Origin of the sequence: Streptomyces sp. NPDC091377 (genome assembly GCF_044757045.1) — a bacterium.
GTDB lineage: Bacteria > Actinomycetota > Actinomycetes > Streptomycetales > Streptomycetaceae > Streptomyces.
The window spans coordinates 430232-452493 of sequence record NZ_JBIVUE010000007.1 but is presented as its reverse complement, the minus strand read 5'-3'; the positions used below and the strand labels follow the sequence as shown (position 1 = coordinate 452493).

11 protein-coding genes are annotated in these 22262 nt (G+C 69.5%); 5 read left to right on the top strand and 6 right to left on the bottom strand.

Going from position 1 to position 22262, the window contains the following annotated elements; translation table 11 throughout:
- Positions 1-485: 485 nt before the first annotated feature.
- Together ACIQNG_RS18770 and ACIQNG_RS18765 are read left to right on the top strand one after the other, a co-directional pair.
- Positions 486-2612, top strand: a complete 2127-nt coding sequence (locus tag ACIQNG_RS18770; RefSeq protein ID WP_401486226.1) for a family 20 glycosylhydrolase — start codon at positions 486-488, stop codon at positions 2610-2612.
- 303 nt (positions 2613-2915) lie between these two features.
- Positions 2916-4547 (top strand): chitobiase/beta-hexosaminidase C-terminal domain-containing protein, encoded by a 1632-nt coding sequence (locus ACIQNG_RS18765; protein ID WP_401486224.1) that lies wholly within the window; start codon positions 2916-2918, stop codon positions 4545-4547.
- A 264-nt stretch (positions 4548-4811) separates the two neighbouring features.
- Here the strand turns inward: ACIQNG_RS18765 and ACIQNG_RS18760 are convergent, their stop codons facing one another.
- A complete protein-coding gene (locus tag ACIQNG_RS18760) occupies positions 4812-5825 on the bottom strand; it encodes a hypothetical protein (RefSeq protein WP_401486222.1) in 1014 nt (337 codons plus the stop codon).
- Positions 5826-6001: 176 nt separating this feature from the next.
- Positions 6002-7621, bottom strand: a complete 1620-nt coding sequence (locus tag ACIQNG_RS18755) for an RICIN domain-containing protein (RefSeq protein ID WP_401486220.1) — start codon at positions 7619-7621, stop codon at positions 6002-6004.
- Positions 7622-8527: 906 nt separating this feature from the next.
- On the opposite strand from ACIQNG_RS18755, the gene ACIQNG_RS18750 reads away from it, so the two are divergent.
- Entirely contained in the window at positions 8528-9925 is a 1398-nt protein-coding gene (locus tag ACIQNG_RS18750) for an RNA polymerase sigma factor (RefSeq protein WP_401486218.1), read from the top strand.
- A gap of 15 nt (positions 9926-9940) precedes the next feature.
- Here the strand turns inward: ACIQNG_RS18750 and ACIQNG_RS18745 are convergent, their stop codons facing one another.
- Both ACIQNG_RS18745 and ACIQNG_RS18740 read right to left on the bottom strand, forming a co-directional pair.
- The gene (locus ACIQNG_RS18745; protein ID WP_401425014.1) at positions 9941-10360 is read right to left on the bottom strand and encodes a hypothetical protein; all 420 of its coding nucleotides are present in this window, start codon (positions 10358-10360) and stop codon (positions 9941-9943) included.
- Between the two features lie 8 nt (positions 10361-10368).
- The gene (locus ACIQNG_RS18740) at positions 10369-10788 is read right to left on the bottom strand and encodes a roadblock/LC7 domain-containing protein (RefSeq protein ID WP_401425012.1); all 420 of its coding nucleotides are present in this window, start codon (positions 10786-10788) and stop codon (positions 10369-10371) included.
- Positions 10789-11859: 1071 nt separating this feature from the next.
- Here ACIQNG_RS18740 and ACIQNG_RS18735 point away from each other — a divergent pair.
- On the top strand, positions 11860-12489 hold the full coding sequence (locus ACIQNG_RS18735) for a hypothetical protein (RefSeq protein WP_401425010.1): 630 nt from the start codon (positions 11860-11862) through the stop codon (positions 12487-12489).
- Between the two features lie 284 nt (positions 12490-12773).
- Here ACIQNG_RS18735 and ACIQNG_RS18730 read toward each other — a convergent pair whose 3' ends face one another.
- Together ACIQNG_RS18730 and ACIQNG_RS18725 are read right to left on the bottom strand one after the other, a co-directional pair.
- Positions 12774-13364 (bottom strand): DUF4765 family protein, encoded by a 591-nt coding sequence (locus ACIQNG_RS18730; RefSeq protein WP_401425008.1) that lies wholly within the window; start codon positions 13362-13364, stop codon positions 12774-12776.
- Between the two features lie 190 nt (positions 13365-13554).
- The gene (locus ACIQNG_RS18725; RefSeq protein WP_401486215.1) at positions 13555-20877 is read right to left on the bottom strand and encodes a LamG-like jellyroll fold domain-containing protein; all 7323 of its coding nucleotides are present in this window, start codon (positions 20875-20877) and stop codon (positions 13555-13557) included.
- 591 nt (positions 20878-21468) lie between these two features.
- On the opposite strand from ACIQNG_RS18725, the gene ACIQNG_RS18720 reads away from it, so the two are divergent.
- Positions 21469-21999: a hypothetical protein gene (locus tag ACIQNG_RS18720; RefSeq protein ID WP_401486213.1), complete on the top strand. Its 531-nt coding sequence runs from the start codon at positions 21469-21471 to the stop codon at positions 21997-21999.
- The last annotated feature ends 263 nt before the right edge of the window (positions 22000-22262 follow it).

Genomic DNA, 22262 nt, shown 5'->3' with positions numbered 1-22262 from the left:
ATGCCGCCGTCATACCGCTGCCGTGAGACGGTCCGCGGTGCGGTCTGCGCTGTGGTCTGCGGTGTGGTCCGCGAGGCGGTTCGCGCGCAGTTTTCGGGCAGTCGTCGGGGGGTCCGTGAGGTGAGAATGCTACGGCTCGGTAGGGCTTGACGCTTCTCCCGCCTTCCTGACACCTTCTGATTGAAGTTGCGCACAACTAGCTAAGTTAAAGCAAATACAAGCAAGATCACTGTTTCGTCGTCCTCCGTGAGGCACCTGTTCCGCTGCCTTCACGAGCGACCCGCAGCGCGGCAGGATGTCGGCGACGGTGCACGCCGGCTCGGTGCACCGGGACGAACCCCTCAGCGGTCAGGCGCCGGGTGCACAGACTCCGCGTATCCCTGCCCCCGCCACCGTCCCCCGTGGCCGTCGCCGTCACGGATCGCGCTCCCCCGACCGTCCACCTCGTGTGCGGTCGCCCTGCTTTCCCGTCCTAAGGAGTCGATATGCGCACGTCGCGCCTCCGCCTACGTCTCGCCGTCCTCGCCGCCGTCACCCTCGTCCTGCCGCTGCCGGCGGCGGTCTCCCAAGCGGCCCCCAAGCGCCCCGCCCCGTCTGCCCCGTCCGCCGCGCCCACCGCGCTGATACCGAAGCCGGTCTCCCAGCTGACGGTGAAGGGGCAGAAGTTCACCCTCACCTCCCGTACCCGGATCGCCGTCCTGTCGAAGAAGGCGCCGGCGGTCGCCGTGGGCACCTACCTGTCGAAGACCCTCGCGCCCGCGACCGGTTACTCCCTTCCGGTCGTCAAGGACAAGCGGGTACCGAAGAACGCCATCGTCCTGGACCCCAATGGGCCCAAGGAGCTGGGCGCCGAGGGGTACACCCTGCTCTCCGGCAAGCAGCGCGTCGTCGTGAAGGCGCACGGGGCGGAGGGGCTGTTCCGCGGTGTGCAGACCCTGCGCCAACTCCTGCCCGCCGCGGTGGAGTCCGGCACCCGGCAGTCGCGTGCCTGGACCGTCCCGCCGGTGAAGATCTCCGACGGGCCCCGCTACGGGTACCGCGGCGTGATGCTGGACGTCGCCCGCCGCTTCTTCACCGTCTCCCAGGTCAAGCGCTACATCGACCAGGCCGCCGCGTACAAGATGAACACCCTGCATCTGCACCTGACCGACGACCAGGGCTGGCGCATCGCCATCGATGAGATACCCGACCTCACGAAGATCGGTGCCAGCACGCAGAGCGGCCACACCGGCGGCACCGACTGGTACTACACCGCGGAGGACTACAAGGAGATCGTCTCCTACGCCAAGTCCCGCTTCATGACCGTGGTCCCCGAGATCGACGGCCCCGGCCACACCTGGTCCGCGCTGGCATCCGTGCCCAAACTCAACTGCGACGACAAGGCCAGAACGCCGTACACCGGATTCGACGTCGGTGTCAGCCTCTACTGTCTGAGCGACGCGCAGCACACGGCGAACATGACCGACTTCCTGAAGACCGTCATCAAGGCGGTGGCCGACCTCACCCCCGGCCCCTACATCCACGTCGGCGGCGACGAGACCCCGCAGGCCACCCCGGAGCAGTACGCCACCTACGTCAAGGCGGCCTCGGAGACGACCACCGCGCAGAAGAAGACCGTGATGGGCTGGCACCAGCTCGGCCAGGCCGAACTCCCCGCCGGCAGCCTCATGCAGTACTGGGGCGAGGAGGACGACCGCGAGACCATCGGCACTTCCAAGGAGAGCGAGAAGATCCGCTTCGCCCGCGACGGAGCCGCCCAGAAGGCCAAGTTCGTCATGTCGCCGTCCGACCACGCCTACCTGGACATGAAGTACGACGTGTCCACCCCCTACGGCCTGAGCTGGTCCGGCTACGTTCCGGTGCAGCGCTCCTACGAGTGGGACCCGACGACAGCGACCGCCAAGCTGGACGGCACCGGTTCCGTCGTCCCCGCCGACCAGATCGCCGGCGTCGAGGCCGCCCTGTGGGCGGACCGCGCCTACGAGGGCAGCAACGCGCTGCCGACCCCGGCCACCCGCTGGCCCTCCGCCACCGAGTACGCCGAGTACATGAGCTTCCCCCGCCTGCCCGCCCTCGCCGAGGTCGGCTGGACGCCGCAGGCCGGCCGTGACTGGAAGAACTTCCGGCAGCGCCTGGCCCAGCACGGACCGCGCTGGACCGCCGCCGGAATCGGCTACCACCCCGCCCCGGGCATCCCCTGGCCCGGCACCGTGAAGACCGTCGAAGGCGCGCACAGCGTCGTGACCGGAGGCAAGGCGCTGGACAACCGGGGCTCCACCTCCGACGGCACCGCCATGGTCCTGTACGCACCGAACCGCGGCAGCAACCAGACCTGGACGTTCACCAAGCAGTCCGACGGCACCTACACCCTGACCAACAAGACCTCCGGGAAGTGCGCGCAGGCGTCCGGCGGCGCCGGTACCGCCATCGTGCAGCGGGCCTGCAACAGTGAGGCCGCCCAGCGCTGGAAGGTCACCGAGCGCGGTGACGGCGACTACACCCTCGCCTCCACCGGCGGCCTCCTGCTCACCGGGGCCTCCGCCACCAACGGAGCCGCGGTCACCGTGCAGGAGAACACCGGCTCGCCCCTCCAGAGCTGGTCGATCGACTGACCGACCCTCTGCGGAGGCACCGTCCCACGCCCCGCCCCGGACGCCCCTCGGGCCGTCCGGGGCGGGGCTGTGTCGACCCCCCTCCGGGCGCCGGGCGATGCTGATCGCCTCGGCCGATCCCGACGTCCCTGCGGGGGCATCCTCCGCCACGGGTCCGAGGGTGGCGTTCACGGGTTCTTCATGCGGTGGACGGCGAACTCCCCCTGAGGCTCTCGCACATGCGGCCTAATGTCTTTGGTTCAGACCGGTTATCCAACCGTTATCCAAACCTCTCGGAGACAAGGGCCACCCGTGAAGTTTCCCGTGAGATCCACTCCCCTCGCCGTCGCCATCGCCGTCGTGTCCGCCACCCTCGTGCCGCCCACCGTCGCGCACGCCGCCGACGCCCGCACCCGGAGCGGAGCGCCGGCCGCGCCCGGCGTCAGCCTCCCCGGCGGGCGCTACGAGAAGACCGTCTCGGTCAAGCTGAGGTCGGAGCGTGGCACCGTCGTCCGGTACACGCTCGACGGGACCACCCCCACCTACCGGAGCCCGGTGTACGCCCCCGGGAAGCCGCTGCGGATCAGTGCGGACACCAACCTCACGGCCGCCGCCTTCGACGGAAGGAGGAGCAGCGCGACGGTGTCGTACGGCTATCTCATCAGGACGCGGGAGACTCCGATCGCCCAGCTCGTGGTCATGTCCGATGTGCACACGGACAGCCACGCGACCGGTGACAAGAGGTACGAGGCGTTCTTCGACACCATCGGCTCGATCTTCCCGCGGCCCGACGCCATCCTGTCGAACGGCGACATGATCAACGACAACGGTGACGGTCGCGGGGCGGACCACAAGGTCGTCTCGGAGATCTTCCAGGCGAACCTCGCCCGCAAGGGCATGACCGACACCCAGGTGCTCGTGTCGAACGGCAACCACGACGCGAGTCTCGCGGCGGTACGCGCCGGATACCCCCGCACGTGGTTCCCGGACACGGGCGGCGGCTTCTACGAGTCGGACGTCAACGGGGTGCGCCTGTTCACGGTCGACACCGAGACGTACAACGCCGACACCGCCCAGCGCACCTGGCTCAAGAACCGTCTCACACAGCTCACCGCCGACCCGCGGAACATCAACAGGCCCATCCTCGTCCAGGGCCACCGGCCCGCCCCCGGCACCGTCATGGACGGCCAGCAGACGGCGAACCCGCTGCTCACCCAGGACCTCGCCGACTTCCCGCAGGCGGTCTATCTCAGCGGCCACTCGCATCTCAACATCAACGACGAACGGTCCATCGCCCAGAAGGACTTCACGGCCGTCAACGACGGTTCGATGTCGTACGTGGAGGTCGAGCACGGCTACCAGGCGATCACCGACAAGGGGCTCGCCGACCGCTTCGAGGCGACCACCGCGCAGGCCCTCTTCATCGAGGTCTACCAGGACCGCACGGAGATCGCGCGCGTCAACATGAACGCCGACAAGCACGACATCTACGAGGGTGGCCAATGGTCGGCCAACCCGCAGCCGCCGTACGCCAGCTCGGGTACCCTCAGTGGACCGACCTGGACCGTGCGGCTCGACGGCAGGACCGACGACGAGATCAAGAAGAACTTCCGCTACACCGCCGCCGCCCGCAACAAGACCGCCCCGGAGTTCACCTCCCGGCAGCCGCTGAGGGCGGTCACCACCGCCCAGGGCGCCACCGTGCTTCGCGTCACCCAGGCGAAGGACGACCAGCTGGTCCACCACTACGACGTGACCGTCACGGACACGGCGACCGGGGCGAAGGTCGTCTCCTCCAAGGTGCTCTCCGAGTACTACTTCATGCCCCGCCCCCACTCCCTCGACATCCCTGTCGCGGCGGCGGGCACGGCCGGCACGCGGTACACCGCGCGGGTCGTCGCCGTCGACTCCTACGGCAACGCCTCGCCTGCCGAGTCGCTGACGTTCGGCGGGTGAACCGTCCGGGCTCGGAGGCCGTCCCCAGGCTCCGCGTCCTCACGGCGGCTCCGCCGACCGGCCCCTGGGCCCCCGGCCCCCGCCATCTGCCTCGACTGCCGACTGCCCTACGGGTGGTCGGCAGTCGCCGTTCTCGCGTCCACGCGGTACCGGCCGCGTGATCCGTGTTTGCGGATCGGGGAATACGGTGCCGGCGCTGGGTGGATGCGTCCACGGGTCGTAAGATCATCTCGGGTCGACCCGTGGAGGCGGTGGGGGCCGGTCTCACCCTCCGCGTTCGGCCCAGGCCAGGAGATGCTGTGCGGCGCGGTGCAGGCGCAGGGCCAGTTCCCGGCTCAGCTGGTCATGGCGTTGGGTCCGGACGGGTCCGGCGGGAATGTTCTGGGCCAGGTCGCGTTCCACGCCGATGACCCGGACCAGGACACCTTGGAGGAACGCGGTGGTGGAGTCGGCGCCGGAGGGCGCGAAGGGAGGCGAGGACGACGAGGGAGGTGCGGGAGGTGCGGGACGGGTGGGAGCCTGATCAGGGGGGTCGTTTCTGTTGTGACTGATGTCAGGGGGCGCATCCGTACTCAGACGTCCCGTCGCACCCGGACGCGCGGTCAGTTCCCGTCCCGGTGGTCGGTCCCGGGGATCCGGGAAATTTTGCACACGTGTTCTTGATGTCGGGACGACGAACGCCGCGGACTTCTCCCTGGGCGACCTGGCCGCGGTCACGGCGGGTTTCGCCGACGGCGGGGGATCCGCCGTGATGATCTGACGTGCCGCCTCCCGGACGTGGGTCTGTTCCATCTGGCCGCCCGCGCTGTCCAGCACGGCTTTCACCACCTCGGTGATCACAGCGGCGGTGAGCCGTACGTGTTCCTGGGTGGCGTAGACGTACAACTGCTGGTACAGATCGGCCGCGGCGGCGTTTCCGAAGCGCCGGGTCACGGGGATCAGGGCGCGTACGTGTGAACCGACCGCGGGCCGGCCCAGTTGCCCGTTGATCCGGGCCGCGAGCGGCCATTCCTCGATCAACTGGTAGGCGCTGCGGGGGCTCATCTCCCAGCGTTCTATGACGTAGTCGTCGAAGCGGGAGTGCGAACTGCGGTACAGCCTGCGGCTCTGGATGGAGTGGAGGGCCTTGCCCGCCAGCCAGGTGGCTGTACCCAGGCGCTCCACGGTGTGCTCGCAGACCTTCAGATTGTGCATCTCGTCGTGGTTGAGGTCGCCCAGCGCCTCTACCGCGCGCGGCGCCGGGATCAACTCGGACGAGAAGTCGGGGGAATCGGACACGTCGGCTGGAGTGCTCGGCGTAGGGGTGGCGTGGCCTGTGTTGTCCTGGCCGCTCATGGGGCGGAACCTGCCTCGGGAAGGTCGGGGTGGGTCATCTCGGTGCGGGGCCGCGTCGGGATGTATCCGTCCGCGGGGCAGTCGGAGAGAGAGTGGAGAACGGGCGGGGCTTTGCTTGCTCAGTCGTCCGTCGCCTGGACGGGCTCGACCCAACGTTGACGAGGGCCGGCGTCCACGGGACGGAGATCCAGGGGTGACCCGGGGCGCGCGATGTCCGGCGCCACGGCTGAACCCGGAGCCCGCGCAGGTTGTATACGACCGGTGGAGTCAAGAGCGAACTTCACATTGAGAGACGAAGGATTACCCGTATCGATGGCCCGGCAGTTCCAGATGCCGACTCCGGTCTCGTTTCTACCGCGCGCGTCGAGACAGAAAGCGGGCTGCTCTGCATTGCGCACCAGACCGGAGGGCTCGAATCGCCATAACTGGCTCTCGGCCGAGTCCGTGCAGCGTTGGAGGACGACGTCCGTCCCGTTGCTGAACCCGGCGTCCGAGACATCGAGGCACAGTCCGCTCTCGGCGTGGACGGCGGCCACGAAATCCTTTCCCTGAAACGGTTTCATGGTTTTGGGTTCCGACCGGGGCGGTCGGCCGGACGGGTTCGCGGTGCGTGACGAGGTCTGCCGGGCCTCAGCGGTACCGGCGCTGGAGGAGGGCGGGGGCGGTGCCACGGGCAGTGCCTTCGGGGGAGGGGTCCGCGCCGGGGATGCCGAGGGCCGATCCGGGGTGGGCGGGGGTGCTTGCGGCGCCGGGGGCGGTGGCGCCAGCGCCTGGGTCCGCACGGAGGTGGCCGAGGTGTGCGTCATGATCAGATGCACCGTGCCGCTGACAAGGACGATCACGGTGCTGAGGCCGACCAGCAGTCCAGGCCGTCTCAGCAGGGGCGTCAGCCATTCGCCGAGGGGGATCGCGGGCCATCGCCAGGTCGTGGGCCGGACGGGACGCAGTGCGATGTGCAGGGTGTCGTCGGTGGCCCGGGCGGGCGCGGGCAGGGAGACGAGATAGGCGTGGGCGACCGGTCCGAGCAGGGACTCCGAGAGCAGTAGCCGGGGGTTGGTCCGCAGCCCGGCCAGACCGACCATCGCCGCGTGGCACCAGGGGCAGGCGTCGAGATGACGGGCGAGGGTGCCGTCGGCCCAGCTCTCGTCACCGCGGGAGGCGGCGTTGAGCAACCGGGCGAAGGATGAGCAGTCGGCCGCGGAACGACGGTTGTAGTGCATGTTGAGGGAAGCCTCGGAGCACGCCGTGAGGGACTTGGCGACCAGGGATCTGACCATGTCCCGAGGGACGCCGGTGAGCCGTGCGACCCGGGCGTCCTCCTCCTGCTCGACCACGGAGTACCAGAGCAGGGTCTGCCGCCGGAGGGACAGTGCCCCGAAGCCCCGGGTGACGAAGCCCCGCAGGAGCCGCTCCCCGATCGCGGCGACCCCGGTGGGCCGGGTGAAGTCGCCGAGGGTGTCGGAGTCCTCCGGCTCCGGGTCCGTCCCGTCCGCCGGCGGATCCGCCTCCCGCTCACCCGCCATCTCCCCGGCGAGTTCCAGCAGTCGCAGCCGCAGGGGACGTGCCAGCGGCACTCGGCCCTCGGCGTCACCGGCGATCCGGGCGCACGCGCGGTCGGCGATCTGCTCCGCGCGTGTCTTGTGGCCCAGCAGAACGTGGGCATAGGTGAAAGTGCGGGACCAGTGAAGATGATTCAGCTCGTGCCAGGCGGCGTATGTGTCCGGGTTCGAACTCTGCATACATTCATAGAGCTGTTGCTCGCTGAAACCGTGGCGATACGAATTCGGGTGGGTCGACATGCTAAGGCCGTCCTGGTGGGGGAGTTGGTGAAAGATAGTATGAAGGGATCTTCACAGTCAGAAAAGAGGTTCCCTCGATCCACGCCTCCTCTCTGTGTGGCCTGTCGCACTTCAGGCGGCTTCAGATCCGATGCTGTGCCTTCTCCATGGCCCCGTCGCCGGGTGACGCGGTTCCCTCACCCATATCAACCCGCTGCTCACGTAATGCGATTTCGTTCTGGCATATGCAGCGGGGTGGGTTGTGCGTTCCTCTGAAGTTCTTCGGCAGGCACCATTTTGCGGACCCGCGCCGACCGCTCGGCCTGCCGCTGACCAGTGGCGGAGAGCTGGGTGACGTTGTCACGTGATTCCTTCCGGGTCGCGGAACGCGCCCATGCGGAGGTGAAGGGCGCAGCCGAGGCATGCGTGACGGGAGGGTGCTCATCCCCGCGATGCGGGTTGAGTCACTCGGCACACCCCGAACGATCGTCTCCCGAGCTGAAGTTGACAAGTGGCCACCCGCCGAGATCTTCAACAGAGATGCGAAACCCCTCCGGCGGTGACCTGTTCCGGACGAGAGTGACTAGCGCCGTCCTAGCCTCAACACCCCTGTCACACGACATTATTGACATTGCGTCAGGAGACACCGACAGGCGTGTGACATCCGCATTCTCCGGCTGAGCGGACATGAGCGGACAGGCGCGCGGCGGACCCTTCCGGCTCCCTGAGTGAGTCAATACGGGGCTCTCACTGCCCGCTGACTGCCGACATTGACGCGGCTCACGTGATTTTGGTTATCCGGAGGTGGGCCGGGGGTCTCCAGTTGCAGAGAAGCAGGTTCAGGAGTGAGAAGGAGCGCCGACCCACATGGCTGTGACAAGAGAACTCTGCAGCGAACTCGTCGTGGCGGCACTGAACGGTGACCAGCGGGCCCAGGACGAGCTGGTCGCCGTCTGCCTGCCCTTGGTCTACAAGATCGTCGGCCGGGCCCTCAACGGTCACCACGACGTCGACGACGTGGTGCAGGAGACCATGCTCCGTGTGCTCCGCTCCCTCGGCTCACTGAAGGCCCCCTCCCGCTACCAGTCCTGGCTGGTCGCCATCACCATGAACCAGATACGCCAGCACTGGCGCGACCGCGACCGCCGGGACGCGACGGTCAGATCGGCTCAGGACGAGGTCGGTCAGCTCGCCGACCCCGGCGCCGACGTCGCGGGGGTGACGGTGCTCCGGCTCGGCCTGGAGGACCAGCGACGTGAGGCGGCCGAGGCGGCCCGCTGGCTCAGCGCCGAGGATCAGGGGTTGCTGATGCTGTGGGGGATGGAAGCGCGGGGGGAGCTGACCCGGGCGGAGGTGGTCGCGGCGCTGAAGCTGTCCCCGCAGCACACCGCGGTGCGCGTGCAGCGCATGAAGGCACAGCTGGAGACGGCCCGGCTGGTGGTGCGGACCCTGTCGGCACAGCCGCGCTGTGTGCTGCTGGCCCACCTCACCGCGCCATGGGACAACACGCCTTCGGCGCTGTGGCGCAAGCGCGTCGCTCGACACGCTCGGCAATGCGCTTACTGCGCGGGCCTGCAGAGGGGCTTGGTGCCGGCCGAGAGACTGCTGGTCGGGCTGGGATCGAAGCCCGCGGTCACCGGCGTGGCCACGGGCCACGGGGGTGAGAAGGCCGCCCGGTCCGCGGGGGTCACCGGCCCGGCACCGGGCCGCGGGCCGGAGCGCCCGCGTGAGAACGCGGCCACCGCCGGTCCCGGCCGGTCCGGTGGTGACGCCGGGCGATGGAGGGGCCGGTCCGACTCCAGGAACACAGGGGCCTCCCCCCACGAGCCGCCGTCCACGGAGACGGGAGGGCCGGTACGGCGCGGTTGCGGCGCCGGGGTCGCCGGTCACCCGCGGTGCGGCGTCCCGGAGACTTCGCCAGGCACCCGTCGGCGGACGCGTCCCGGTGCCGGTGGAGACGGTCGCGCCGCGTGCGGAGGGATCCCTCGCCCAGGGGCGTCCCCGGCCCGCCCCGCGCACCGAGGAAGGGCGAGGGGTGGGAGGGGCTCAGCCCGGGGTGGAGCCGCGGTCTTACGCCGCGCGGCCACGGCCGCGCGCACCGAGTTGCCCGACTGCGTTCCGGGCGGTCACCGCCGGATCGGTGTTCTCGCCGTCGGGGGAGGAGACAGCAGACGGCGGCGATCCCGCAGGACCACCGCCGCCTGTGGCTTGCCCCTCATGGCACTCCGGACGGCAGATGACACCGCTGACCGGGGCAGGCGGTGAAGGGCCGCCGGAGTTCTACTTGAAGTCGTACTGGTTGACCGCGCGCCTGGCCGCGTTGAGCAGCATGCCGATATTGACCCCCCTACGCGCCACGGCGACGGCCACGATCTCGTTGTTGCTCGGTATGCGCACGAACACGTGCACCAGGTTCTCGCTGTTGACGAGGACCTCCTGGAAGTAGCGGACATCGCTCACGGTGCCACGGCGCTTCTTGAAGATCTCCTCGATGGTGGAGACATTTCTGCCCCGGAACAGGTCGAACGTCGCCGCGGCGAGGAGATCGAGGACCTCGGAGGGGTGCGAGTCGACCGTCTCGACGCCGAGGAGCATGCCGGTGGCCATGTCCACCACGCCGGCGGCGACACACTCCGGTGTTTCGTTTCGCAGGACCTTGACAAGGCTGCTGACCTTGATGGACATGCTCTGATCGGTCACGGATGACATCACTTTCTGTCGGTGCTGAGTTGGTTCCCGGAGTCGGACTTCCTGGCATCGGGAACATCCGTGAGGGCGGTGATCCGCTTCACGGACGTCCGGGTCTCCAGGTGCAGCCTGGCCAGGTTGAGTCCTTGCTCCGTGAGGACGACGAGGAGATGCGAGCGGCCCGCCGCGTAGAACGCCACGTAGCCGGCCTCGCACCGGATGACGGTCTCGCAGAAGGTGCCGCGTGAGACCTCGATGGCGACCCGCTGAGCGACACCCAGGAAGGCGGCGGCCAGTGCCGCCAGTCCCTCCAGCGCGGCCTCCTCCATGTTGAAGGCGGCGACCGGCATACCGTCCACGCTGACCAGGGCGGCTCCGATCACTCCCGCCACCTGCTCCTGCAAGCGGTGCATCTCCGCCTCAAGTGCTTCAACTTCCATCTCACGGTCTTTCCGCCTGCGGGGGATCAGCAGCCTCACCCATGCCGGGGTTCCGGGCCGCCTGGGCAATGTCATGGCAGGTCACGAAGGGAATGGAGCAGCTTGCGCATACTCGCCTCGCTGGGCGGGTCCGCCTGGGGGAGAGGCGGCACGCCCGGCGACCGCCGGGTGGTACGGACGGGCAGTGGCGCTGGACGCGGGGGTGGAGGTGGGGACTGGGGTAGGGAACCAGGCGGGTCGAGGCGGGCAGCCGCGTCGCGCTCGGACGGCGACGTGGCATGCTCACGACTGGGTAAGGGGCGGTCGGTCAGTGCGCGGAGGGTGAGGCGGGCGATCGCGACGTTGGTCCCCCGTCCCGCCATGACGACATGGGCGAGAGCGGCGCATCGCGCGGAGCGGGAGTCGACAGAGCTGAGCAGGTGAACATGCCGGGTGCCACTGACGACCGATTCCTCCCAGTGATCGTGCTGCTCCACTCCACCGTCCTGTTCCGCATGAATGAGACGCAGAACCGAGCGGCGGATCTCTTCCGCTGCGGGATGCGTCAATGATGTGTCACCGGCTTTGCTGACCTCGCTTTTCGATGGGACGTCATATATACCCGCTGAGAGAACGTAGGGGATGGCCATCACCTGTTGCAGCACGTCATTCCATGAGCGCATAGCAATCTCTGTCACTTCATATGGGTATGCTCCGCGAGCTCCACTACGGTCGGGTACCTGTACCGGAGCCCAACGAACCACCCGAGGAAGTCGGTGACTGTCCGGCCCGCGCCTGAAGCAGGGTCAACCGTGAAGTGGAGGAGGACGTGGGGCTAGTTGGGGCCAGAATCTAACGGCGCCGAGTGCGGATCGTCAAGAAATCAACAGACCCATACTCACAACCCTGTGATGCGGCGTAATGTCATGCAGTCCATCGTCGGCCCTCACAGTTTTCGACCCGAATAGGTGCCCAACAACGGCCGACACGCCGACGAACCATGAGTGGACCGCTCAACCGCCGTGGTATCCGCAACCGTTGTGAGTACTATCCAGCAGCACAATCGACACTCTGCCGAAGGAAAGGGTGACCGTGCCGGACAACGTGAACGACGAGAGAGACCTCAAACCCCTCTACGCGGCCAGACTGGCCGAGGACCTGGAACGCAACGCCACGGAACAAGAGTGTCTGTCCAGTGAGATAGCCGTCCTTCAGGAGAAACTGGAAAAACTCCGGCACAATCAATCGCTCCTGGTCCGTATGGAGCGGGCACTCGGCGACGCCGACACCGCGCACGCCGGGACCGCGCCGGCCGCCGACGCCGACGTACCGTCCCCACGCCAGGCCGACACCGGCGTCGAAGCCCGCCTCAAGAGTGTGGCCTGGCAGGAGAAGGAGACGGGTGGCAGACCGCCGCTGCCGGGTGGCCGCGGAGCGGCACACCCCAAGGCCGGCTCGGCTCCGACGCTGCGGGATCTCGTCGTGCGCCATCTCGGTCGTCAGAGCCGGTCGCTCTCCGCCGTGGAGGTCAACGACGCCCTGGCCGAGGCGTATCCCGATCGCAACATCAAGATCACCGTAGTACGCAGCACCCTGGAGGCCATGGTCGCCAAGGGGGCGGTGCGCCGCAGCAAGCAGGGCAAATTCGTGTTCTACACGGTGGGGCCCCGGTCCGCGGTCCTCATCCGGCCACCGTCCGATCGGCGGATGGCGGTCTCCTGAGGGGGCGGCGGACCGTCCTCGCCGAACCGGGGATCCTGCCCCGTCGCTCACCACGCGTGGGTCATGTTTGTGCGAAAAATTGCAGAGCGCGGTCCCCTTCGCACAGCGCAGGCACAGCAAGTACAGCAGGCAGAGCAAGCACGGCAAGCACGGCAAGCACAGCAGGCCAGTGCCGGGATCGAGGCCCAGACCGTCCCTTCCCGCCCGCCGGGCGTGCCCCTTCACCGCCGGTGCCCAGGCGTACGACGGTGCGCCGCGCGGCGCACCGTCGTCCCCGCAGCGTCCTACGACGCGTTGAACTGCCTCTGGCCCCGGTCCAGGATCTTACGGTCGACGATGTGGAGGACGTTCACCGGTGCGCCCCAGTGCGGGATCCAGCCGCCCTCGGACTCGCTCCCCTTCACCAGGTACTTGGCGGCCACCTGGGCCACGACGACCGCGCCCCCTCCTGCGCTGAACCCCTCCGCTATGGACGGAGCGGTCGTGAACTCCATCAGGCGACGCTGCACACCGTCGATGGTGAGCCCCTTGCCCCGGCCGATCTGCTCCTTGACCTCGGCCGCGCTCGGCTCGGTGACACCCCCGTCCGCCGTGCGCGGTGCCGCACCTCCGGTCCGCGCCAGCTCGTCCGCGTCGGTCAGCTTCATGGCGCGCCACAGCGTCACCAGCTCATCCGCCTTCCTGTCCACCAGCCGCGCCACGGAGGACTGCTCGGTGGGGCGGGGGAGGAGCGGATTCTCTCCGGCCACGAAGGTCTCGTCGAAGTCGTCCGCCTCGGAATCGTAGTTGTCGTGGTCTTCCGGCAGCCGGGTCCGCCCCGTCTTGTGGCGGGCGGGCGTGCTCGCCTTCCGTGTCGGGGCGGCCGGCGTCGACACGGCGCCGGCTCCGGCTCCCTCGGGGCTGGGGGTCCGGCTGGAACCGGGCGAGGTGCTGCCGGTGTGGCCCCTGGCGTGGCTCTGTGCCACCCCGCGCCGGGGACTCGGGGAGCGCAGTCTCCCCTTGCCGGCGGGCGCTTTCCTCATCATCGCTTTGCGCAAGACAATCCCTCTCTGTGTGGTTCCGCGGTCACTGGTTCCGGTCGGCCGGAACGCCGTAGTAGTCCGCGAGGAAGTCGGTGATGACCGCGCGCTGGGGCAGCAGCTTCGGCAGCTGCTCCGCGAGGGCCTGTTCGGTGGCGGTGGCCAGCCGCGCGCGGGAGGCGGTGGCGCCGCGGACGTAGGGGTCGAGGCGGCGGACGAGTTCGTAGTTGCTCGCGAGGTCGGCCTGGCGCAGCCCCCGGTCCAGTTCGGGGGCGTTCCTGGGCACCACGGCCGGAAGGATGCGGGAGACGTAGGTGACCCGGTGCATGACCCGCCAGCACGGGGGCTTGTGGGCGCTCTGCCGGGCCTGGCGCAGGGCCGCCGCACTCGGTTCGGCGGTACTGGCCAGCCAGGTGGGGTCGACGACCTTGTGGAAGAAGTCGTCGAAGTGGGCGGTGTCCTGGGCCAGGTAGAAGGTCATGAAGCGGTAGGCGTCGACCTTGCCCGCCACGGGCTGGTCGCTCGTGGCGTCATGGGTGTTGTCGGCCCCGTACCTGCGCAGGTCGCGGGGCGGGTTGCAGGTCACGTCCAGCCGGTGGAAGCGGGTGGCCTGCCGGGTGCGGCTGCGGGTGACGGTGGTACCGCCGCCGACGGAGGTGTCCAGCTGGAACCCCAGACCCACCCCGGCGATCTTGAAGCTGCCGGACAGGGCGCCGGTGACGGCCCCGGTGAGGCTGTACGAGCCGCCCGCCGTCTCCGTGACCACGTCGACGGTGTTGGTGGTCTCCGCGAAGAAGCCGCCGTCGGCCGTCCAGACGTAGGTGTTGACGATGTTGCGGTTGGCGTAGGAGCCGGCCGTGTCGGTGGGCTGCTTCTGCACCGGTGCGCCCGGCTCGGCGCCTACCACCCTCTCCAGGAGCTTCGCCGCGCGTTCCTGGGTGGGGTCGGCGGTTCCGGTGTCGGTGGAGACGGAGGAGTAGTACGACTCCAGAAGCTGCCGTTCGCGCTGGATGCCCCGCTTGAGAGCGTACGCCTCACGCGGCTTGAAGTAACTGTACTCCCCGCGTCCCTTGGCGTTCGGGTAGGCCGGGTCGAGGAGTTTGGCGCCGTTCACGTCGAAGCCGGCGCAGCCGTCGAGAGTGCCCTGCTTGGTGTACTGCGGGTTGATGGGGAAGCTGATGATGTTCCAGTCCTTGGGGATGTCCGGGTTGGGTGTCATCCGGTAGGCGACCAGGGCCCCGGAGTGGGCCAGGCGCAGGGCGTAGATGTCGGCGGTCTCGGACTGGACGAGGGCGAAGCCCTGGTTCTTCGGCAGATAGCGCGGGCCGATGAGCGGATTGCCGGCGGTCGTCTCCTGGCTGCCGGTGAGGGTGGCGCTGGTGTCCCGGTCGGTGCCGGTGCCCTGCTGGACGGTGGCCTCGTCCGTCCAGGCGTTGGAGAAGTCCAGGCTGCCGCCGACCCGGCCGGAGAACTTCACGTCGGCGGCGGGCTGGGCGGTGCCGATACCGAGCGGGGCGGTGATCAGCAGGGCCCCGGCGTCCACCTCGTTGCCCGCCGAGAACCGGAAGGAGACATCGGCGGAACGCGACCTGGAGGAGGAGAGCACCGAGGTCACCTCGTCCGCCTCCTTGAAGGAGACCTTCGACCAGTTCTCCGGGTCGGGGGCGCCGACGAGGTTCTCGGCGGGCACCGGCGGGGCGCCCTCGATGTAGCCGATGAGCTGGGGATCGTACTGGACCTGGCTGACCCATTCGCTGACCAGGTCGCCGATCTTGTAGCCGGTGGTCAGATGCCAGACCCCGTCCCGGAGATGGCTGTAGCACCGCTTGAGCACGCCGTACGTCTCCCCGGACGGGGTGTACTGCAGATCGGCGTACTCGGTGGCGGCCGGCGGCGCCGAGACGGGCTGCTGGAAGTCGGTGCGGACACCGGCGATGGCGGAGCGGACCGCCGCGGTGTCGGTGGAGACCGGAGCGGTGGAGAGCACGAGCCGTGTCTCGGTCCTTCCGGAGGGGGCCAGAGACAGGTCGTTGCCGCGCAGGGAGTGATCACGGGCAAGGGTCGTGTCGGCGGTGGCGGAACCGTCGTCGAAGGGCCAGTAGCCGAGGAGGTCCTGCTTGTCGCTGTTGAGACGGGTGAAGAGGTGGTCCAGGATCTGCTCGGGGGTGCGGGCGGTGCGCCACAGACGGACGTCCTCCACACTGCCCTCGAAGACATCCCTCAGCGTGCCCGCGCCGCCCGGGGGGATCTGCTGGGCGCCCAGGGTGAGCTGCTCCGGCCCCCAGTCGGTGAGGGAGTCGGTGGGCTTGACGGCCACGGTGTCGCAGGGGATCGGCCGGCCGTCGCGGTGGACGGTGAAGGTGGCCGCGCGGGGATCGGGGTCCGCGGTCCAGCGCGCGCCGCGCAGCGTGAGGTCGAAGCCGCCGACCGGGTCGGCCGCGGTGACGCCCTCGTTCTCCTCGAACGTCCAGCGGGCGAGCAGGCCCTCGTCGCGGGGCCGGAACACCGCGCCGAGATCCTTGGGCTCCCGCGCCTTGCCCCAGATCCGTACCTCGCCGACGGCGCCGTGGAATCCGTGGACGTCGGTCCCCTGACGGGCCCGGCCGATCTCCAGGGCGCCGTCGTTGCCCCGCGGGCCCTTCCCCTCGTAGTGGAGGGTGCCGTGGTCGGTGCCGTCGACGAAGAAGCGGATGTCCTGCCACTCGTCGACCGTGACGGCCTTGACACCGGTGAGGGACTTGGTCTTGCTGGCGCCGCCCGCGTCGGTGTACTGGACCTCGATCGGGCCCTCCGTCTCGGTCATCTTGCGGCGCCCCTGGCGGACCACCGCGATCCGGTGGAAGCCGGTCGTGAGCGCCTGCGTGGAGGTGAACCGCTTGATCACGGCGGTGGAGGTGTCGCCCGCCTCCTCGAACGCGAACTCCAGCTTCCCGTCCGGAAGTACGGACAGCTGGTACGGGACACTGCCGTCCTCGCCGTCCCCGAGCCGCCCCTTGGAGATCAGCCCCTGCCGCGTCCCCAGGGAGTCGAGCCGCGCGAATACCTCGATCGTGAGGTCGCCGGGGATGTCGAGCCGCTCGGCGTCGGGGGTCTCGGCCCAGCCCGTGCCGTCGAAGGCCAACGCCCAGGACTGCTCGTACACCGCGGCGAGATGCGCCCAGGCGCGTCCGGGGTGGAGGTCCTTGCTCCGGAGGACCTTGGTCACGCCGTATCCGTCGCATACGGCGGCGACCACGTGGTGGGCGGCGACGGGGGAGTGGACGGCGGTGGCGGTGCCGGTCACGGTGCCGTGGCGGTTCTTTCCGCCGATGTCGTGGAACGCACCCCCTTCGAGGACCCACGCCCCGATCAGTCCGGGGTCGGCCGCGTCCCCGCGGGCCCGGCGTTCCTTGGCGGCGCGGATCTCGGAGGCGGTGCGGGCCACGCCCCACACCCGCAGTTCGGCCAGCTCACCGACGAAGCGGTGCTTGTCCGCGGCGGCGGGGGCGATGGTCAGCGGGGTGCCGACGACGGGCGGTGGGGTGGTGACGTGGGAGACGGCGACGTTGCGGCCGTCGCACACGACGGTCAGTTTGCCGGTGGCGCGGCGGTAGGTGACCGCCCAGTGGGTCCACTGATCGGTGGTGTACCGGCCCCACGCGCGGGCCGTGGTGTCCCCGAAGGTCGCCGTGAACCTCCCGTTGGTGTCGAATGCGACGGCCAGACCGGCCGTGGACAGGACGGTGTCGGCGATCCTCCGGTCCTTCGGGCGCTTGAGCCAGCACTCGACGGTGAAGTCGGTGTCGGTGAGCGGGATGCCGGGGAGGGTGATGGCGTTCGTGGTGCCGTCCAGGGCGATGCCGCCGCTCACGGCGATGCCCTCCAGGGCCAGCGCGGCGCGGGTGCCGGCCGTGTTGACGTGCAGGACGCGGGCGAGGCCCGGACCGGTCGGCTGCGGGTTGACCCACGCCTCCGCCGTGACGTCCCCGGCCGTGTGGGTGGGCTGCTGCCCGAGGGAGGCGGCGGCGACAGCGGGCCGGTGCGCGGTGCCGGTGAGGTGCAGGGCACGGCCCGGTGCGTCCCCGCGCCAGCGGCTGCCGTGTCCCTGCGTCCGGGTGGTGAGCTTGTGGCTGCCGTTCGGGACGAGGGCGTCGGCGCTGTCCGCGGTGACGGTGGCCCAGCGGGAGAGACCGGCCGGGACGCCTTCCGGCCGGGACGGGAGCGCCCCGACGGTGGTGGGGCCGACGAGGGACACCTCAGCCCCGATCGCCGTGGACGCCGGGGGCGGCTGGACGTGGACTTCGGTGGCGGACGCCGGGGCGGCGGCGGTCACGACATGGATGCTCGCGCCGATCCGGACGCAGGCGCCCGCGGTGACGGCGACGAGGCTGGACTGGGCGAGCCTCACCTTGCTGTCGGTGACGCCGGACACCGCGCCGATCCGCCGCTGGGGTGCGTCGCTGAGGAACGCGGCCAGATCGGCCGCCTTGCGGGGCAGTCGGGTGAAGGTGCGGTCGATGACGCCCGGGCGGACGATACGCAGGGTGCACAGCTTGTCGTGGGTGCTGTCGCCGATCGTGACCTCGGCGGCGCCGAGATCGATCGCGGGATCCTGGGCGGTGAACGTGAGGAACCGGGTCGTGCCGGCGCTCAGGTCCTGGACTCCGCGGACCGCCGCGGTGTCCAGGTGCGCCGCCAGGAACTCGTCCCCGATGCCCTGGAAGTAGAGCGTCACCCGGCCGCTCGCGCTGTCCATCAGGTGGGGGGTGCTGACGGTGCGGGCGAAGGAGAGCAGGGCGCCGGTGTGGGTGAGGCCGTTGGCGTCGATGCCGCCGTAGGGGAGGGGCAGCAGGGTCTCGGTGGTGTCCAGCACGTTCTCGTTGAGAGTCCTGAGAGCCGCCTCGGCTGCGCTGATCCTGGCCGGCCCTTCGCTGAGCTCCCTCTTCAGCCCGTCGACCATAGTGGTGAGGGCCGTGACGCTGCCCCTGGCGGCAGCCAACGCGTCGGTAAGGGTGAGCTGGTCGCGGCTCAGTGAGAGCCAGGGCGCTTCCGACTCATTGACCGCGTGGACCGCGTTGACGGTGTACCACCGGCCGGTGTTGACACTCTTGAGCCTGAAGTTCGTCGGGAAGCTCCCACGGACCTCCCACTGGGCCTGGGTGGGCGCGAAGCCGGTGCCCGACATCAAGGACGGCAGGCCCCCCGACTCGATCAAGGTGCGCTTGTTGCCGCCCGAGGCCGTGTGGGCGAGCCGTACCACGGGCGCCGTGTCGGTGCCGGAGACCCTCGTGACCTGCCAGTAGCCGGAGGGTTGGGACTGCGTGCCGATGGTGATGTACGAACCGCCGGTCATGAGGTGGGCGTTCCAGCTGTAGGGGTCCGCCTCCATCCGCTTCGTCAGATCCTGGAGTGCCTTTTCCGCCGTGGTGCGTTCGGCGGTCTTCTGGTCGATCTCCGCCGGAAGGATCAGAAGTCGATCCATGAGCCGGGCGATCTCACGCCCCTGCGCGGCGACGGCCTCCTGCTTCTGCGCGACCGGATCGGCGAGTTCCGCCAGGGTGAGGACATCGGGTACGGCGGCCAGCCTGCCGTCGAGGCCGACACCGAAGTCGACGGTCGCGACCCGGACGTCCGGGTCGGTGTCGCCGTTCGCCCGGGTGGCGCAGGCCAGCAGCACCCGGGCCTGGCTCTTGGCGGGCTTGACGGAGCCGTCGTAGCCCGCGGCGCTGTTTTCCTGCCGGTGGTAGAGGCAGGCCGACAGCCCGGAGACGACCGTACGGTCCTTGAAGGTGAAGCTGTCACGGCGGACCCCGGGGTGGTCGTTGACCGGCGCCCCGGAGACGACCCACGTGGCGGTGCCCTGGAGCGTGCCGTGGACCGTCGAATCGGTCTGGTCGTAGGCGGTGGTGCCGGTGCCCTCGTCCAGCCGGTAGTAGGCGACGAGCCCCGGCTCGTCGCCGATGAGCCGCAGACCCCGGTCCTCCCTCAACTCCACCTGCGTGCGGGCCCGGTTCCAGAACCTGACCTCGTCGATCTCCCCGGCGAAGAAGCCGCCGGACTCGGCCGAGCCGATCCGCACCGCGGCCGTGCCGTCCTCGGCGGGCGCCAGGGCGCCGCTGAGCCTGCTGGTGCCGTCGACGTAGAGGGCGCCCTGCCTCGTGGCCGCGTCGAAGGACGCGGCGACATGGGTGTAGACGCCTACGCGTACGGCCCCGGCGGGGGTGACGACGGTCCCGCTCCCATGGTCCAGGGCCAGCGCGCCGTCGGCAGTGATCCGCAGTTGGAAGCCGGTCGCCCCGGTGCCGGCGCGGCGGGCGATCACCGGCCCACCGGCGGCCTCCCGCTTGACCCACGCCTCAAGGGTGTAGGAGCCGCCGTTGTTCTTGAGCCGGTCGGTGGCGCCGAGGTCGACGTAGGCCGTCCCGCCGTCGAACCGGAGCGCGCTCTCGGCGAGCGGGGTGTCCGGGGTGAAGGGCACCAGCGGTAGATCGGTGAACGGGCAGGTGCCCGGCTGCCGTTCGAACACCGCGTCGCGGTAGTACTCGTCCGGGCTGGTCCAGAAGCGGGTGCCGTAGGTGTTGAACAGGCCGTCGCTGCCCTGCTCGACACTGAAGGAGTCGACCCGGCCGGTGCGGCCGTTGTGGGCGAAGAACTGCCACCGCTGCCGATCCTGGACCGAGGTCGGGACGAGTACTGCCGTGAACCGGCCGCCGGTGAGGTGGCGGATGAAGCCCAGCTCCTGCGTGGGCTCGTGGAAGGGCACCCCGTCCATGTCGGTCGCGCCGAGGCTGTCATGGGCCGAGTCGGGCTCGGTGCGGTGACGGCTGCGCTTGTAGCGGACCTCGCTCACCGGCTTCAGCAGACCGTCGACCAGCAGGAAGCGGTCGGCGAGCAAGGTGTCCTGGACGACGGGGAGTTCACCCGCGTCGGTGCTGACGAACACCGCGTCCGGGTGGCCGGCGTCGATCGCCTGGCGCAGGAGCACGACATGCGTGCCGTCGGAGAGCACCTCGAAGGGCGCGGCGGCGGTCAGGCGGGCGGTGCTCGACAGGAAGGTGTCGATCTCCTCGGGCCCCAGCCGGTCGTCGGGCCCGGCTTCGGTCCGTCCGCCCTTCTTCACCAGCGGCATCGCGGTCGCGCCCGTCACCGCGTGTCCGACGCGGACGATCTCCTCCGGGAAGGCCAGCTCGGCCGGGTTCTCCGACCAGTACGCGGCGTCCAGTTCGCCGCGCTGCTCGTCGTACGTGGAGAGGTCGAGGACCGAGTAGAGGATCCGCCGGTCCGCGTCCAGGGCGAAGGCGAGAGCGGTGCCCTGGTGGCGGACCATGGTGGTGTGCGTGTAGGTGCGATCACCGTAGGTCTTCAGCACGGTCTGATCGGGGGTCGTCATGGCGGTTGCCTTTTTCGTTATTCCGAGGGATGCGTGAATACGTGAACATTGCTCGCGAAAGCGCGGGCGGTGACGAGTGAGTGCGGAGATGTGGAGACGCGGGGACGTGGAGACGCGGATGCGGAGACACGGGGATGTGCGGATCCATGGACGCGTGGATCCATGGACGCGTGGCTCGTGAACTCGCGCACTCGTGAACTCGCGAGGGAGCAGCCGCTGTTCTGCGAAATGTTGCAGAGGCCCACAAGCGGGTGACGGCTGATCAGGAGCGTAGCTCAGGTCTCCCCGGAAAACCGCGGACGGAATTGCGGGCCGACCACGGCATTTGAGTGGCCCGCGTCGCCTTGGTTTTCCTTTTCTTTATTCGCCGGGATCGGGAAACGCCGTACGCTTCAAGCCGGTTCACAGAAACCTCGAAGTGAGGACTTCGGCGTCCCGTCGCCACCGTGCCCGGTGGCCCCGAGAGGCGCCGAGGCCCGCGGACCCGCCCCTCTTCATGGGTCCGCGGAGTGCCCCGCCCGGTCGGCCCGCCCGCTCGGCCCGGGCGGGGCACTTGTTTCCCGCACGCATCGCCCGACTCGGGAGAGAACCATGAACTTGCCGGTGAGCAGGGCGACTGCGATCGCCGCGATGCTGAGCAGCGCGCTCGGCGTCCCCATGAACCGTGACGACCCGGTGGGCGTCCGTACCGAGGCCCACGGCACCAGCATCCGGGTCACCGTGCCGGTGGCCGGGACCCACAGCGAAGGCATCCGACTCGGTGTGCTCGCCTTCCTGCTACGCACCGCCGACCGCTTCGGGCACAGCGTCCGGTCCAACGGGACCGCGGTCATCTGGGCCGATGTGCGGTCGGGGGACGGGCCGGCAGTCGTGCCGGACGCCCTGTCGATCGTGGTGCCGGATGCCGGATCCAATACGGAGTTGGATGCCGGACCGAATGCGGAGCTGGATGCCCGACCGATTGCCGTACCGAATGCGGTGCCGGATGCCGCATCGAATGGAGTGCCGGACTACGTGCCCGACGTCATGGCGGATGTCGTCGTGCCGGACGTCGGACCCGATGCAGTGCCGGATGCAGTGACCGATGTCGTGCCGGATGCCGTGAGAGGAGAAGCCCCATGAGTGCGAGACACGCTGCCGCGCCCGGCTTGCCCGACGAAGGCGCACCCGGGCAGGTTCCCGACCGCCCGCAACTCCCCGACCATCCGTATCCCCCCGCCCGCCCGCAACTCCCCAGCTCTTCCGAAAACCCTGGCCGTTCCGAAAACCCTGGCCGTTCCGAAAACCCCGGCGGTTCCGAAAACCCCGGCCGTTCCGGACTGCCCGCCCGTTTTGAAATCCCCGTCTCTCCGGGACTTCCTGCCGCGCTCGAACGTCCCGCCCCT